Origin of the sequence: Erwinia sp. E602 (assembly GCF_018141005.1) — a bacterium.
In the GTDB taxonomy this organism is placed as follows: domain Bacteria; phylum Pseudomonadota; class Gammaproteobacteria; order Enterobacterales; family Enterobacteriaceae; genus Erwinia.
Genome location: NZ_CP046582.1, coordinates 4243159 through 4259742, shown reverse-complemented (window position 1 = coordinate 4259742; position 16584 = coordinate 4243159). Strand labels below are relative to the sequence as shown.

Below are 16584 nucleotides of genomic sequence, written 5' to 3'. Positions count from 1 at the left end.
CGATCGCCGCCCGGGCAAAATAAAAGCCATCACCGTCTTCACGGTGATGGCTTTTTTATTACCGGCGGCTGCCATTCTGATAATCCCCGGCGGGATCCCCATCCGGTCACGTCTGCAGCCTGACCGGGTTACCGGCCTGTGGCTTCAGGTGGAACGGAGCCGGTTGTTATCCCGTCCGGGGGAGTGCAGGCTCAGTTCAGCGTAATGCGGTAAATAGCAAAGCCGTTTTGATCGCTGCCCACCTGCTGCAGCGGATACTGCGCATGGCTCTTAATAAAGGTGGCAGCCTTTTCCCCCGGTGCGGTCTCAAAGCGGATATCCAGCGGCGTGCTGCTGACGATCGGTGCCAGCTTCCAGTTATTATCCGCCTGCGGTTTTACCTCGCCGTGGGCTTTAGTCTGCGCGCTGATATAGGCGGCCACCACCGAACGGTTTTCATCCGGCGAGGCAAACGCCACCTGCTGCTCGCCGGTACCGGCAAAGCTGCCGCCGTAGGCGCGGTAATTATTGGTGGCAACGAGGAAGGAGGCCGCCGGATCGACGGGTTTGCCGTTCCAGGTCAGATTACGGATGCGCGAGGCGTTCTTATCACGTAACTGACACGCCGCATCGTAGCGTGCGGGCTGGGTCACGTCGATCTGGTAGTTCACCCCGTCGATGGTATCGAAGTTGTAGGTGCGGTAATCCCAGTTAATCAGCGACTGCGGCTGGCTGTTGTGAATATCGATCTGATTAAACTGCCCGGCGCTGCACTCCAGCCACTCTTTGACCTGCGCGCCGCTGACCTTAAGTACCACCAGCGTATTCGGGTAGAGATAGAGGTCGGCAGCGTTGCGCAGGGTCAGCGCACCCTTGTCGACCTCAACGTAGCTGGCCGGATCGTTTTTACGGCCACCGGCCTTGAACGGCGCTGCGGCAGAAAGTACCGGCAGCCGCGCCAGGTCCGGATCGCCCTGAACAGCCTTGCGGGTATAGTCCGCCTGGGCATCGTTGACGATCTGCACGGTCGGGTCATCCTGCACCAGCGACAGATAGCTGGCCATCACCGCCGCCGAGCGGCCAATCGGCTGGCCGACGAACTGGCGCGTGGCGTCGTGATCGGCGGCCAGCACCTTCACCAGCGCCGGATCTTCTGCCGCCAGCGATTTTTTCGCCGCGCGATCGTAAACCGGCCGCGCTTCGGCCCGTGCCGAGCTGACCTGCCAGCGGCCCGCGTCATCGTTCAGCACCAGATCGACCACGCCAAGATGATCGCCCCACATGCCGGGCATCACCGCCGGTACGCCGTTCAGCGTGCCCTGTTTAACGTCCGCGCCCTTGATGCCGGCGAAATCCTCACCGGGGAACACCGCGTGGGCGTGGCCAAACATAATCGCATCGATGCCTGGCACCTGGCTCAGGTAGTAAACGGAATTTTCCGCCAGCGCGTGATACGGCTCGCTGGAGAGTCCGGAGTGGGGGATGGCAATCACGATATCCGCGCCCTGTTCACGCATTACCGGCACCCACTTCTTCGCGGTGGCGGTGATATCATCAACGGTCACCTTGCCGCTGAGGTTGGCCTTATCCCACGTCATAATCTGCGGCGGCACAAAGCCGATATAGCCGACCTTCAACGTATGCGTTTTGCCGTCGCGGTCCCGCACCGTTAGCGGCTCAATCAGATACGGGGTAAACAGCGGTTTTTTACTGACGGCATCAATCACGTTGGCGTTGATATAGGGGAAGCGCGCGCCTTTAATGGCCTTTTGCAGGTAATCCAGCCCGTAGTTGAACTCGTGATTCCCGAGGTTGCCAACGCGGTAGTCCAGCGTATTCATCGCCTTATACACCGGATGCACCTCACCCTCGTGCAGCCCTTTGGCCGCCACGTAGTCGCCCAGCGGGCTGCCCTGGATGATATCGCCGTTATCCACCAGCACGCTGTTAGCCACCTGCGCGCGCGCCTGGTGGATTAGCGTGGCGGTGCGCACCAGGCCATACTTATCGGTAGCGGTGTCCTTGTAGTAGTCAAAATCCATCATATTGCTGTGCAGATCGGTGGTTTCCATAATGCGAAAATCCACCGTGGCGGCGTGCAGCGTGCTGCTGACCAGCAGAGCGCTGAGCGTGATGCAAGGTCTGAACATGGTTTCTCCCTTTTTGTGATTCGGCAAACTGGTATAACCATCGCAGAATAGTGTGAAACTGTGTTGAGTCGTCAGTGGAAAACGTGATGGAATGCAGGTTTTTTTCATCTGCATCGGGCGTCTGAAGCCATAGTGCGGATGACGGCAGAAAAAATGTCTCTGCCTCATGTTCTGGGTTATGCTGTTGATAATTAACGGCATCACAAAGCGCAGGCCGTGCAGCGTTGCGCCGGCCAGTGGCTCACCCGCGATCGATGAGCGCACGGCGATGATGCCGCATCCTATCAGGCTATCGGGAGGTCAACATGTTAGATAACATCTGCCAGCTGGCGCGTGACGCAGGCGTGGCGATTATGCAGGTCTATAACGGCCAGGCGCCGCTGGACGTAGCGCACAAGTCGGATGATTCGCCGGTAACCGCCGCCGATATCGCCGCACATCAGGTGATTATAGCCGGGCTGCAGGCGCTGACCCCGGAGCTGCCGGTACTGTCAGAAGAGGATCCGGCGAGCTGGGAGGTGCGTCAGCACTGGCAGCGCTACTGGCTGGTCGATCCGCTGGACGGCACCAAGGAGTTTATCAAGCGTAACGGCGAGTTCACCGTCAATATCGCGCTGATCGAGGGCGGTAAGCCGGTGCTGGGCGTGGTGTATGCGCCGGTGACGGACGTGATGTACTCGGCGGCCGGGGGCAGCGCGTGGAAAGAGGCCAACGGTGAGAAGACGCGCATCCGGGTGCGTGAGGCGCATCCGCCGCTGGTCGTCATCAGCCGTTCCCACGCCGACAAGGATCTGGAGCTGAAGGAGTATCTCAGCCAGCTTGGCGAGCACCAGACCACCGCCATCGGTTCGTCGCTGAAGTTCTGCCTGGTGGCCGAAGGCGAAGCGCAGCTCTATCCGCGCTTCGGGCCGACCAATATCTGGGATACCGGTGCCGGCCACGCCGTGGCGCTGGCCGCCGGGGCGCACGTCACCGACTGGCAGGGCAACACGCTGGATTACACCCCGCGCGAGTCGTTCCTCAATCCGGGCTTCCGCGTGTCGATCTTCTGACTGGCACCGATCGGATACCTCTGGCGGCCTTAATCAGGCTGCCAGAAACGCCTGGCCTTTATCGCCAGCGAGATGATGCGGTACTCAGTCCTGGCGCTAAGCAGCCTGCAGCCTCTGCGCAGTGGCTGGTTTTAGCAAACGTCAGAGGGTAATTCCTGCCCGTTCTGCCGCAGCTTCCGGGAGTAGCGTCTTTTCAGAGCAGCGGCTTCTTATTCCAGCAGTTTGTGCAGTAATGCCATCACCTGCTTAACCTCGTCCTGAGTCAGCGCGCCGTCTTTGGCAAACTGCACCTGCCCCTGCTTATCCAGCACCACGATCGCCGAACCGCCTTCATTCAGCTGCCACGCCTGCCTGGCTGCACCGTTGCTGTCGACGATAAACTGCGACCAGGGGAACTGCTGCTTATTGCCCTCAATGCTGCTGCGCACAAACATGCCGGTGCCGGGAATGGCGTCATCGGTGTTGACCAGGGTGGTGGTCTGATAACGATCGTGCGGCAGCTTTGCCGCTTTAATCGCCTCGATCAACGCGGCGTTCTGCTCTTTAGCGGAAGAGCGGCCGGCAATATGTTGAAGCACGCGAACTTTTCCGGGTAACTGCGCGCTGTTCCAGTTTTTATAGCTAAACTTATCATGTTGCCACAGCAGTTCTCCGCGATCGGCGATACCGACCGGGGCCACGCGCTGGCCGGTATGGAAGTTGTGGGCCGCAACGCCGAGCGGCAGTAACAGGCAGAGAAGGGCGGTAAAACGCGATGCACTCATCATGGAAGCTCCACTGTTTGTGTGATCCGACCAGTTGGTCATATCACTGCAATAATAAGTGCGGATGATGCGCCTGTCGCAGCGAAGTGTCAGCTTTGCTAGCTGCCGCACAAATCCCTTTTAACTGAAGGTTTATACTGGTTGCAGAGCGTCAGGCAACAGAGAGTTCTGTCATGATGTGTAAAATCAGTAAAAAAATTCAGTTTTAGGAACATTCGCCGCTGGCTGTGTTCTATAGTACAGGTACTTTGCGCTTCACGGATGCTGGCCCGATTAGGCCGCGACGAAGCGTACGTTCAATATTCAGGAGTAGAAAGAGAATGAAAATTTTCCAGCGTTACAACCCACTGCAGGTGGCAAAGTACGTCAAAATCCTGTTCCGCGGCCGTTTATATATCAAGGACGTCGGGGCATTTGAATTTGATAAGGGCAAAATCCTGGTGCCGCGTGTTAAAGACAAGCAGCATTACAGCGTGATGTCAGAGGTTAACCGTCAGGTACTGCGTCTGCAGTCTGAGTTTAACTAAAGTGAAAAAAGGCACCCGTGGGTGCCTTTTTAGAGAGTCAGCTGCAGGCCGCATCGATCGCTCAGTGCGGCTGCGGGCGCAATCTTCCGCCTTTTACTCTTCGGTCTCTGCCGCCTTCGGCAATATTGCCGCAGCCGGACGCTCATCCACTCGCGTCACCAGCAGCTGGTCGATGCGGTAGTTATCAATATCCACCACCTCAAACTTATAGCCCTGCAGCTTGACGAAGTCGGTACGCTTCGGGATTTTGCGCAGCATAAACATCATAAAGCCGCCGATGGTTTCATAGTTGCCGGACTGCGGGAACTGATCGATATCCAGCGCGCGCATCACGTCTTCAATCGGCGTTCCTCCCTCAACCAGCCACGAGTTCTCGTCACGCGCGACGATCTGCTCTTCCATCCCCGGGCCGACCAGGTCGCCCATCAGCGTGGTCATCACGTCGTTGAGGGTGATGATACCGACCACCAGCGCGTATTCGTTCATAATCACCGCGAAGTCTTCACCCGCCGCTTTAAAGCTTTCCAGCGCCTCTGACAGCGTCAGCGTATCCGGCACGATCAGCGCCGAACGGATCTGCACGCCGCTGTTCAGGGTCATACTCTGATTGCCCAGCACGCGTAACAGCAGCTCTTTTGAATCGACGTAGCCGACCACGTGATCGATATCTGAGTTACACACCAGGAAACGCGAGTGCGGGTGGCTGGCAATCTTCTGTTTCAGGCTGGTTTCGTCTTCATGCAGGTCAAACCACACCACGTTCTCGCGTGAGGTCATCGACGACGGCACGGTGCGCGACTCCAGCTCAAACACGTTCTCAATCAGCGCGTGCTCCTGTTTACGCAGCACGCCGGCCAGCGCGCCGGCTTCCACCACCGCGTAAATATCGTCGGAGGTGATATCGTCTTTACGCACCAGCGGGATCTTAAACAGGCGGAAGATGATGTTGGCGCCGCCGTTGAAGAACCACACCAGCGGGGTGAACAGGAACAGGCAGAAACGCATCGGGTTGATGATCCTCAGCGCCATGGACTCCGGCGCAATCATGCCCAGACGTTTCGGGAACAGATCGGCGAACAGGATAAACAGGCTGGTGACCAGGGTAAATGAGCAGATAAAGCTCAGGCGCTCGGCCAGCTCCGGTGCGACGATGCGCTCAAACAGGGAACGAAAAGCCGGAGTGAAGGCGGCATCGCCGACGATACCGCCAAGGATCGCCACCGCGTTCAGGCCGATCTGCACCACGGTGAAGAACATGCCCGGGGTTTCCTGCATTTTCATCACGCGCTGCGCGTTGACGTTGCCTTCGTCGGCCAGCAGCTTAAGCTTAATTTTACGCGCGGCCGCCAGAGAGATTTCTGACAGTGAAAAGAATGAGCTGATGGCAATCAGCAGTAAGATGACAAGCAAGCTGTCTAACATAGAACATCCATACAAAGGCTCGGCGCCGATCGTCAATCTGCATTGAAATTGCGCTGCAACGCGTGGCCGGGTTAAGTACTTGTCATTTTTGGCCTGGGCAGCGCGCGGGATTCTGCGGGCAATAGATGGTGCTTACAGGGCTATCCGTGCCAAAAATGTCTGCGCCAGTTCGGCAGGTGCGCCGGGGCAGAAGGGTTATCGGGGCTGTTGAACAGCCACCGGCAGTGATTATAGCCTTGCCGGTGAATGCTTACAATTGCGGCATTAATCGCTGACCTTAACCGGGGTTGTAACCCTGTGGGGTTTCGCCGACAATATTCAGCTAATTTGCGTTAATTGAACCGGATTGCCGATCCTCAGCTTTTTTTCATCACTTATCGTCATTTTTGCCAATCCGTAGCGCACATTAAGCTACTTTATAGTTACCAGGGTGGGCCCGGCGGAGTGCGGGCTGGCATAACACAGGGGAGCACGCGTGCCGAGATTTCCAATCTATTGCATCTGTGGCCTGCTGATCGCCGCACCGGCCGCTCAGGCGGCCAACGTGCGTTTGCAGGTCACCGGATTATCCGCAGAGTTACAAAAAAACGTCAGGGCACGTTTGTCCACCATCAGCAGCGATGAAGTGAACGCCGACGGTCGCTTTCGCGCAAGGGTCAGTGACGCGATCAAACAGGGGCTGAAGGCGCTGGGCTACTATGAGCCGCAGATAGACTTCGAACTGTTGCCCGCTCCGGCCAAAGGCGGCCGTCCCGTGTTGCTGGCCAGAGTCAGCGCCGGGGAACCGGTAAAGATCGCCGGAGAAACCATCATCCTGCGCGGTGATGCGCGGACGGACAGCGACTACCAGCAGCTGGTACGCGACGGCAAACCGGCCATCGGCAGCATCCTCAACCACGGCAAATACGATAAGTTTAAAAGTTCGCTGAGTAATATGGCTCTGCGCAAAGGTTACTTTGACGGCGATTTTAAAAAGAGCCAGCTCGGCGTGGCAGTGGAACGGCGTGAAGCGTTCTGGGATATCGACTATGACAGCGGGCAGCGTTACCGCTTTGGCGCAGTGACCTTTGAAGGGTCGCAGATCCGCGAAGACTATCTGCAAAACCTGGTGCCGTTTAAGCAGGGTGATTACTACAACTCACGCGATCTGGCGGAGATGAACCGCCGCCTGTCGGCCACCGGCTGGTTTAACTCGGTGGTGGTGGCACCGGACTTTAAACAAGCGCGTAACAGCAAAGTGTTGCCGCTACATGGCGTGATGTCGCCGCGTACCGAGAATACCATTGAAACCGGCGTGGGCTACTCCACCGACGTCGGCCCGCGGGTGAAGGCCACCTGGAAAAAACCCTGGGTCAACGATCGTGGTCACAGCTTTTCCACCAGCGCCAATATCTCTGCGCCCGAGCAGCAGCTGGATTTCAGCTACAAAATGCCGCTGCGTAAAAGCCCGCTTGAGCAGTACTACCTGGTGCAGGGCGGGGTGAAACGCACCGACCTCAACGACACCAAATCCGACTCCACCACCCTGGCCGGCTCACGCTACTGGGACAGCTCCAGCGGCTGGCAGCGCGCCATTAACCTGCGCTGGAGCCTCGACCACTTTACCCAGGGTAAAGTCACCAACACCACCATGCTGATCTACCCTGGCGTCAGCGTTAACCGTACCCGCTCGCGCGGCGGGCTGATGCCGGACTGGGGGGATTCGCAGCGCTACTCGCTGGACGTCTCCGACACCACCTGGGGCTCTGACGTCGATTTCGCGGTGATGCAGGCGCAGAACGTCTGGATCCGCACCCTGGAAGAGAAGCACCGCTTTGTGGTGCGCGGCAATCTCGGCTGGATCGAGACCAACAACTTCGAGAAAGTGCCGCCGGACCTGCGTTTCTTCGCCGGTGGCGATCGCAGCATTCGCGGCTACAAATACAAGGGCATCTCCCCGCGTGACGATGAAGGCAAGCTGACCGGTGCCTCCAAACTGGCTACCGGCTCGCTGGAGTATCAGTACAACGTCACCGGCAAGTGGTGGGGGGCGGTGTTTGTCGATTCCGGTGAAGCGGTAAACGATATCAAGCAGAGCAACGTTAAGACCGGTGCCGGCTTCGGCGTGCGCTGGCAATCACCGGTGGGGCCGATTAAGGTCGATATCGCCCGGCCAATCGGTGACAGGGACGATCGTGACATTCAGTTTTACATTGGACTGGGGCCTGAACTATGAAGTGGTGGAAAAAGGGCCTGACTGGCATTCTGATTTTTATCGTACTGCTGCTGGGCGGCGTGGCGTTTTTAATCGGCACCACCAGTGGCTTACATCTGGTGCTGAATTCCGCGGCGCGCTGGGTGCCGGGGCTGGCGATCCAGCAGGTGGACGGCGGCTGGCGTAACCTGACGCTTAAAGGCGTAAAGTATGAGATGCCGGGCGTGGCGGTGAGCGCCGGGGAGTTCCACCTCGCCGTGCAGCTCAGCTGCCTGAAGAACAGCGCTTTCTGCATCAACGACCTGTCGCTGAAAGACGTCAACGTGGTGGTGGACAGCAGCAAGCTGTCGCCGGCGGCAGAACAGCCGGAAGAGCAGCAGAGCAGCGGTGACTTCAGCACGCCGTACCCGCTGAGCCTGAAGCGCATCGCGCTGCACAATATCAACGTCAGAATCGACGATACCGCGGTGTCACTGGCCGATTTTACCAGTGGCATGAGCTGGCAGGGACGCTCCCTGACGCTGACGCCAACCCATATTCAGGGATTACTGATCGCACTGCCGAAGGCGGCGATCGTTGCCGATGAGCAGGTGGTACAGCCGAAGGTGCAGAACCCGCAGCCGGATGAGAAGCCGCTGGGCGAAACGCTGCAGGCGATGTTTGCCAAACCGCTGCTGCCCGATCTGCCGCAGTTCAGCCTGCCGCTGGATCTCAGTGTGCAGCAGATCCTCGGCGAGCAGCTGCGCCTGACCGGCGACACCGATATCACCGTTAACCGCCTGCTGGTCAGGGCGGATACCGTTAACGACCAGCTGCAGCTGCAAACCTTTGACGTCGACTCACCGCAGGGGCAGCTCAATGCCAGCGGTAAGGCGACGCTGAGCGGGAACTGGCCGGTCAGCTTTAACCTGAACAGCGCGCTGAATTTTGATCCGATTAAAGGGCAGAAGATCAAAATGGCCCTTGACGGCAACCTGCGTGAAACGCTGACGCTGGCGCTGAATCTCTCCGGCCCGCTGCGCGCGCAGCTGGATGCCGATACCCGGCTGGCGGAAGCCGGTCTGCCGCTGAATATGACGCTGCAAAGCCCGCAGCTGCGCTGGCCGCTGGCCGGCGAGGCGCAGATGGCGGCGGATAACTTCAGCTTCAGCTTTAAGGGCAAAGTGACGGACTATGCGATGTCGCTGAAGGCGGCACTGCAGGGACAGGGGCTGCCACCGGCCACCGTAACGCTGAACGGCAAAGGCAACGTCGAACAGTTTAACCTTGAGAAGCTACGGCTGGCGGCGCTGCAGGGCACCGCCGATCTCAGCGCGCTGGTGGACTGGAGTAAAGCCATCAGCTGGCGCAGCGAACTGCAGCTGAACGGCATCAACACCGCGAAACAGTACCCGGACTGGCCGGCGAAGCTGGAGGGCAAAATCACCACCCGCGGCAGCCTGTACGGCGGCAGCTGGCAGATGCGCGTCCCGGAGCTCAGGCTGCGCGGCAACGTGCGTAATAACGCGGTGAGCGCCGACGGCACCCTGTACGGCAACAGCTATAACCAGTGGGATATTCCGGGCATTAAGCTGATTCTGGGGCGCAACAACGTCAGCCTGAAAGGTTCGCTGGGCGATAAGCTAAATCTGGACGCCGACATCGACGCGCAGCATCTGGATAACGCGCTGCCGGGCCTTGGCGGCGTGGCGAAAGGGACGATCCGCGCCCGTGGCGATCTGAAAACGCCGCAGCTGCTGGCGGACCTCACCGCCAGCGGGCTGCGCTGGCAGGCGCTGCGCGTCGGCCGCATCAAGCTTGACGGTGATGTCAGCTCCGGCGAACAGATTCAGGGCAAGCTCAAACTGCGCGTGGAGCAGCTGAAGCAGGATGCGCTGGCGGTGAACCTGCTGACCCTCGACGCCAGCGGCAGCGAGAAACAGCACCAGCTGAAGCTGAACCTGCAGGGTGAGCCGGTCTCCGGTCAGCTGGCCTTAAGCGGCAGTTTTGACCGTGCCGCCCAGCGCTGGCAGGGGCAACTGAACAACACCCGCTTCGATACGCCGGTGGGCGAGTGGCGGCTGACCCGCGCGATCGCGCTGGATTACCTTAACGCGAAGCAGACGGTGTCGATAGGCCCGCACTGCTGGCAGAACCCCAATGCGCAGCTGTGCGTGCCGCAGACGGTGGAGGCCGGCCCGTCCGGCCACGCCCGCGTGGTGCTGGAACGCTTCGACCTGGCGATGATCAAGCCGTTTATGCCGGAAGGCACCCAGGTCAACGGCGGCTTCAGCGGCGATGCCGACGTCAGCTGGACCGCCGACGGCAGGCTGCCAACCGGGCGCGTGTCGCTGAAAGGCAACGGCGTGAAGCTGGCGCAGGACGTGCAGGGCAATACGCTGCCGGTGGCCTTTAATACGCTGAACCTTAACGCCGCGCTGAAAAATGGCCAGGCGCAGCTCGACTGGCTGATCCGCATCGCCGGTAACGGCCAGCTCGACGGCAACGTGCAGATCGCCGATCCGCAGGGGCGGCGCGCCCTTTCCGGCAACGTCAATATCACCAGCCTGTCGCTGGCGATGCTCAATCCGGCGCTGATGCGCGGCGAGAAGGTCGCCGGGGTACTGAACAGCAACCTGCGGCTGGGCGGTAACCTGCAGCGGCCGCAGGTGTTCGGCCAGCTGGGGCTGCGCAACGTCGACGTTGAAGGCAGCTTTATGCCGGTGGATCTCACCACCGCTAACCTGAGCATGCTGTTTAACGGCATGAGCTCGACGCTCGAAGGAGTGATTCAGACCTCTCAGGGGCAGATTGCGCTGAACGGCGACGCCGACTGGAGCCAGCTGGATAACTGGCGGGCGCGGGTGGCGGCCAAAGGCCAGAAAATCCGCGTCACGGTGCCGCCGATGGTGCGCATGGACGTGTCGCCGGACCTGGTGTTTGAGGCCACGCCGTCGCTGTTCAACCTCGACGGCCGGGTGGATATCCCGTGGGCGCGCATCACCGTGCAGGAGGTGCCGGAGAGCGCGGTGGGCGTCTCCGCCGACGAAGTGCTGCTGGACCCGCAGCTGAAGCCGATCGCACCGAAGTCGACGGCGATCCCGATCAACAGCAACCTGATTATCCATGTGGGTGACGACGTGCGCCTGAGCGCTTTCGGCCTGAAAGCGAAGCTGAACGGCGACCTGAAGCTGGTGCAGGACAAGCGCGGGCTTGGGCTGAATGGCCAGATCAACATCCCGTCCGGCCGCTTCCACGCGTACGGTCAGGATCTGATCGTGCGTAAAGGCGAGCTGCAGTTTGCCGGGCCGCCGGACCAGCCTTACCTGAATATCGAGGCGATCCGTAATCCGGAAGCGACGGAAGATGACGTCACAGCCGGGGTGCGCGTCACCGGGCTGGCCGACGAGCCGAAGGCGGAAGTCTTCTCTGATCCGGCGATGTCGCAGCAGGAAGCGCTCTCTTATCTGCTCAGAGGCCAGGGGCTGAACGCCTCCGGCAGCGACAGCGATGCATTAACCTCAGCATTAGTGGGATTGGGGGTTGCACAAAGTGGGCAGATTGTGGGTAAAATCGGTGAGACCTTCGGCGTCAGCAATCTGGCGCTGGACACTGCAGGGGTTGGCGACAGCCAGCAGGTGCAGGTCAGCGGCTATGTGCTGCCGGGTCTACAGGTAAAATACGGTGTTGGCATCTTTGATTCACTGGCGACCTTAACGTTACGTTATCGCCTGATGCCTAAACTCTATTTGGAAGCCGTGTCTGGTATCGACCAGGCGCTGGATGTGCTCTATCAGTTCGAGTTCTAGCAATGCGAATAATTGTCTATGGCAGCCTGCGACGTAAGCAGGGCAACAGTCACTGGATGACGAACGGGCAGTGGCTGGGCGATCATCTGATCGACGGTTACGAACTTTACAGTCTGGGCCATTACCCTGGGGTGGTTCCCGGGGACGGTCAGGTTTACTGCGAAGTTTACCGGATTGATGCGTCAACGCTGGGCGAGCTGGATGCGCTGCGCAGCAAAGGCGGGGAGTACAAACGGGAGCTGCTGCAAACGCCGTACGGCAGCGCCTGGCTGTATGTCTATCAGCGATCGGTAGCGGGCAGGCAACGCATCGGTAGCGGCGACTGGCTGCAGCGGGATCGGGAAAACGTCTGACTGTAGTCAGACGTCGTTACAATACGGAAACACCGCTTTGTGCGGTGTTTTTTTTATGGCGCTCTCTCCCGGTCGTAAGTAGTGCAGATTTTTACTTTTAAAAATAAAAAAACAGAATATTTATCTGTATTATATTTTTATGCGACATTTGTCATTATTAAATTACGCTGACTTTTGTGCTGCTAGTTTGCTTTTGATAAATAGCAAAACATCCAATTGCTTTACGGTGTGGTGTGTTTATTATTTTTGCGGATTCTGCGGATGCCTGTTGTCTTTTTATATTGGCAGGCACGTGTCAGAACATAAGCAGGATTAACAATATTATCATGTTGTCGATCCGGATCTTAGCTGACTGTATTGACAGGGAATTATTTCCCTTCAAGCTACGTCGTTAATCAGATAAAGGAATATGCAATGAAAAAAATTACGCTAATCGCGGTGCTGATGGGCGGAATGATGGCTTCCGGAGCCGCAATGGCCGAGGGAATGGTTACCGGTGCTAAAGCGACCATGAAGGTACAGGGCACCATTCTGCCGCCTTCCTGTAACATCAGCCTTGAGGGGGCGCTCTCGTTCAATAACATCAACCCCGGCTCGCTAAGTACAGACAAATTTACCGATCTGAAAGCGGAAAAAACCCGGGTCACCGTTGGGTGCGATGGTGCATCCTACTATGGTATTCGCGCGGTGGATAACAGTGGCGCGGTGGCTGAAAAACCGGGTGCCGACAAAGAGACCCTGTTTAGCCTCGGTAACGATGCGAATGGTAAAGCTATCGGCGTCTACACCATCAAGCTTGACCGGGATAGCAGCAGCGTGGAAGGTCAGCAGGTTCAGAAAGCGTTTTCGCTGCAGCCCGATAATATCTGGAAGTTTGTCGCTGATGACAGCGGCTATTATTTCAAAAACGCGCAGCTGGTTCCTGTTTCCGGTATGGACTTAGCCAGTGACACGGAACGTAAAGCGGTATCAAACAAAGTTTATTCGCTTGAGGTTAAGCCTTCTATTGCGCCAGTGGGTAAAAATGGCGTGCAGAGCAGTATTAATCTGAATGGCAGCACCACGTTCGAAGTTATTTATATGTAACCCCCACCACCGGCATGATTCACTGAGTTCATGCCGGTTTTTTTACCGCTCATGGAGGAATAAGATGCCCGGCTTTTCACTCTCACAGGTCCTGTCACTGCTGACCCTCTTCAGCCTGTTCCCCGCCAGCGCAGTAATGCAACCGCAAACGTCGATGGTGTTAATTAATGAGTCGGCCGGTGGTGGCAGCATCAATGTGACCAATACCGATGACAAAGATGCGTTACTTTACGTTAAGGTCATTGACCTGGCGGATGACAAAAAGCCCCGACTGGTGGTGACTCAGCCGGTGGTGCGTGTCGCCGCTGGCGGTATACAGCGGGTACGTTTTATTTTGACCACCGAAGGGCCATTAACCACCGAACACCTGAAACGTGTCACCTTTGAGGGGATTCCGCTGGTTGATGATGCCGGGCAAAACCGCGTTGACGTCAATATTCGCCAGAACCTGCCGGTGATTATTCATCCGCGTGGCTTGCCAGAAAATCCAGAACCCTGGAAAGCACTGAACTGGTCCCTGAGTAACGGGCAATTAACGGTGCACAACCCCAGCGCTTACGTGGTCAGAATGGGGCAGGATATCACGGTGCTGCCCGCCGTGAAGAGGGTGCAGTTGCCGCAGGGCTATCTCCTGCCCGGGCAAAAGCTGACTCTTTCCCTGGCGGCAGCAAACGCGCCGCTGGCCGCCAGTAAAGTGCGCTTCGCAACGCTGTCTGATTATGGCTTTAAGGCCGGAGAGGTTGAACAGCCGATCGCCACTGGCCGCTGATTGATGCCTGCCCTGCAATGCCGGCAGCTTAAGCGACTCGGTCAGCTGATGCTGTTGGTCGCGAGCCTGCTGTTGTCGGCAAAGGTTGCTGCAGATGAAAACGAAAAAAAACAGTCCAGAGCCGCACAGATCCTGCGAGCCCGTGGGATCGATCCTGACATTCTCAGCTCCCTTAATCAGGCGAACGCTTTGCCTGCGGGTGAAAACCTGCTGGATATCAGCGTGAACGGAGAGCTGAAAAGTTCGCAGCGGGTGATGACTGGCCGACAGGGGCAGATCTGTTTTACCCCCGACTTAATTGACCAGCTTGGGCTGAAGCAACCCGCACAGCTGGCTGATCCAGGCTGTATTGATTTGTCGCAGCAGCCCGGTTTTAACCTCAAAGCCGACCCGCAAAAGCTGGCGCTCAGTATTGTGGTACCGCAGCAGGCGCTGGCGGATGAGCCACAGTACAGTGGGGAGATGGGGGGGCATGGCGCGCTGCTTAACTATAACTATTACAGCGGCGTCAGCCGCGTGCGCGGCAGGCAGAGCCGCTACAGCTACCTGATGCTGGAAGATGGCATCAATATGGCCAACTGGATGCTGCGTGGCCGTCAGCAGTTGAATGAGGATCAGGGAAAGGTAAATATTAACCGGGGAACGCTGTATGCCGAACGCCCCGTTCCCGGCTGGCGCAAGCGGATTCAGTTTGGGCAAATCGGCGTCAGCAATACGCTGTTCTCGCTGGGAGAGATTGACGGTATCCAGGTCATTCCGGATCGGGGGCTGGAAAAGGACAGCAGCGAAAGCGGCAGCATTGAGGGCATTGCCGGCACCTCGCAGGCCCGGGTTGAGGTCCGTCAGTACGGCGCACTGGTGTTCAGCACGCTGGTGCCTGCGGGGCCGTTTCATTTAAACGGCATTCCACTGCACAATCTGAACGGCGACCTGGACGTCACGGTGCTGGAAACCGATGGCCATCAGCAGCGTTTCACCGTGCCCGCCAGCGCGATGCGGGTTAACCCTTCCGGGAACCGGGGGCTGTCAATCGCCGCCGGGCGGCTGAACCAGGCCGGGGAGTCGGGGAGCGGCGTACCGGCACTGCTAACCCTGAATCAGAACTGGCAGGTTCGTCGCCTGTCGCTGCAAAGCGGGCTGCTGTTAACGAAAATGTATCAGTCACTGGGGGCCTCGCTGGCCGGGCCGGTGCTACAGGGGGCGCAGCTGGCCGCGCAAATTGTTGCGGCGAATGACAGGCAGCAGCATACCAGCAGCATGCAGCTGTCGCTGTCAGGCAGCTACAGCCTGACGTCCTCGCTCTCCTTCAATGCCAGCGTCAGTAAAAATACGCCAGGATTTGTATCCCTCGCCACGGCCAGCGCCCGCCTTGCTGAGCGATATGAAAACGACAATCTGCAGTACAGGCTCTCGGCTGGCTGGAACAGCCCGTCGGCAGGCTACTTCTCCTACAGCTACTCTGCCAGCAGTCGCTTCGGGGATAACGGTATTTCCCGTTACGATATGCTGTCATGGAGCCTCCCCTTCAGAAAGGCCATGCTGTCGGTTAACGTCTCCCGCAACCGGGGCAACAGCAATAACCGGCAGCTCTCGGTCAACTTCAGCCTGCCGCTCGGCGGGCAGAATTTCAGCAGCTATTATCGCCGCTCAGGCAGCGATGGGCAGTTGGGTGCGCAGATCGACGGTGCGCTGGGGAAAAACGGCACCTATTACCTCTCGTCCGGCCGGGATATGCAGGCGCGCATGCAGTCCGTTCAGGGGAGCGTTTCCGCCAACCTGCACTATACGCGCATGGCGCTGGCCGCCAGCATGAACAGCGAACAGGCGGGAAATGTCTCGCTCAGCGGCAGCGGTGGCATGGCGCTGGTAGGCAGCCATCTGCTGTTCTCCCCCCAGCCGGTCGGGCAGACTTTCGGCATGATTGAGTTGAGCGAACGGCTGGCGGGCGTGGCTGTTCGTACCCCCGGTGGCACCAGCTGGACCGACTGGCGCGGCCTGGCGCTGGCAGCGGATATTCCTGCCTGGCACCCCGCGATGTTCGATCTTGATACGGAAAGCCTGCCTAAAAACAGTGACGTGGGGAACGGGCATCACCGCCTGGCAATGGCGCGCGGGTCGGTGAAACGAATCCGCTACAACATACTGACCAGCCGGCGGGTACTGCTGACGCTGCGTCTGCCGGACGGCAGACCCGTACCCCGTGGCGGGCTGGTACGGGACGATCGGCAAAATATCATCACCACGGTACTGGATGATGGCACGATCTATCTGGAGAACTCACCCGTGAAGGGAACGCTGGAAATCGCGATTAACGGAGAAAACCGCCGCTGTCGCGTGGACTATCAGCTGAACGATGAGGGAGAAAACGATGCGCCTTATCAGCAGGTCAGCGGGGTTTGCCTGCTGCTGCCCGGTGGTGGGGAACCAACCGGTGCGGCGGTCAGGGCCGGGTAAACCTCAGCCCTGACGCGAATGCCTTAACGCGGGCACCGGGGCGCCC

11 protein-coding genes are annotated in these 16584 nt (G+C 58.6%); 8 read left to right on the top strand and 3 right to left on the bottom strand.

What is annotated here, in order from left to right; all coding sequences use genetic code 11:
- Window positions 1-191 precede the first annotated feature (191 nt).
- The gene (locus GKQ23_RS21120; RefSeq protein WP_212409358.1) at window positions 192-2129 is read right to left on the bottom strand and encodes a bifunctional 2',3'-cyclic-nucleotide 2'-phosphodiesterase/3'-nucleotidase; all 1938 of its coding nucleotides are present in this window, start codon (window positions 2127-2129) and stop codon (window positions 192-194) included.
- Between the two features lie 305 nt (window positions 2130-2434).
- Between GKQ23_RS21120 and cysQ the strand changes: the two genes are divergently transcribed.
- The gene (cysQ, locus tag GKQ23_RS21115; RefSeq protein WP_212409357.1) at window positions 2435-3181 is read left to right on the top strand and encodes a 3'(2'),5'-bisphosphate nucleotidase CysQ; all 747 of its coding nucleotides are present in this window, start codon (window positions 2435-2437) and stop codon (window positions 3179-3181) included.
- A gap of 209 nt (window positions 3182-3390) precedes the next feature.
- Here the strand turns inward: cysQ and GKQ23_RS21110 are convergent, their stop codons facing one another.
- Window positions 3391-3945, bottom strand: coding sequence for a YtfJ family protein (locus GKQ23_RS21110; RefSeq protein ID WP_056236368.1), 555 nt, complete (start codon window positions 3943-3945; stop codon window positions 3391-3393).
- Window positions 3946-4265: 320 nt separating this feature from the next.
- Between GKQ23_RS21110 and GKQ23_RS21105 the strand changes: the two genes are divergently transcribed.
- Complete coding sequence (locus GKQ23_RS21105; RefSeq protein ID WP_056235452.1) at window positions 4266-4472, top strand: DUF1107 domain-containing protein; 207 nt, start codon at window positions 4266-4268, stop codon at window positions 4470-4472.
- A gap of 93 nt (window positions 4473-4565) precedes the next feature.
- Here the strand turns inward: GKQ23_RS21105 and GKQ23_RS21100 are convergent, their stop codons facing one another.
- Complete coding sequence (locus tag GKQ23_RS21100) at window positions 4566-5894, bottom strand: hemolysin family protein (protein ID WP_212409356.1); 1329 nt, start codon at window positions 5892-5894, stop codon at window positions 4566-4568.
- Window positions 5895-6369: 475 nt separating this feature from the next.
- Here GKQ23_RS21100 and GKQ23_RS21095 point away from each other — a divergent pair, with 475 nt between their 5' ends.
- From GKQ23_RS21095 to GKQ23_RS21070, 6 genes are all read left to right on the top strand, one after another.
- Window positions 6370-8109: an autotransporter assembly complex family protein gene (locus tag GKQ23_RS21095; RefSeq protein WP_056235460.1), complete on the top strand. Its 1740-nt coding sequence runs from the start codon at window positions 6370-6372 to the stop codon at window positions 8107-8109.
- The gene (locus tag GKQ23_RS21090) at window positions 8106-11876 is read left to right on the top strand and encodes a translocation/assembly module TamB domain-containing protein (RefSeq protein WP_212409355.1); all 3771 of its coding nucleotides are present in this window, start codon (window positions 8106-8108) and stop codon (window positions 11874-11876) included. The genes GKQ23_RS21095 and GKQ23_RS21090 overlap by 4 nt, the downstream gene beginning before the upstream one ends.
- 2 nt (window positions 11877-11878) lie before the next feature.
- Window positions 11879-12229, top strand: a complete 351-nt coding sequence (locus tag GKQ23_RS21085; protein WP_056235466.1) for a gamma-glutamylcyclotransferase — start codon at window positions 11879-11881, stop codon at window positions 12227-12229.
- A gap of 414 nt (window positions 12230-12643) precedes the next feature.
- Window positions 12644-13315, top strand: a complete 672-nt coding sequence (locus GKQ23_RS21080) for a hypothetical protein (protein WP_212409354.1) — start codon at window positions 12644-12646, stop codon at window positions 13313-13315.
- On the top strand, window positions 13281-14084 hold the full coding sequence (locus tag GKQ23_RS21075; protein ID WP_249168444.1) for a fimbria/pilus chaperone family protein: 804 nt from the start codon (window positions 13281-13283) through the stop codon (window positions 14082-14084). Before GKQ23_RS21080 ends, GKQ23_RS21075 begins: the two co-directional genes overlap by 35 nt.
- Before the next feature lie 189 nt (window positions 14085-14273).
- Window positions 14274-16538 (top strand): fimbria/pilus outer membrane usher protein, encoded by a 2265-nt coding sequence (locus tag GKQ23_RS21070; protein ID WP_249168443.1) that lies wholly within the window; start codon window positions 14274-14276, stop codon window positions 16536-16538.
- Window positions 16539-16584: the final 46 nt, after the last annotated feature.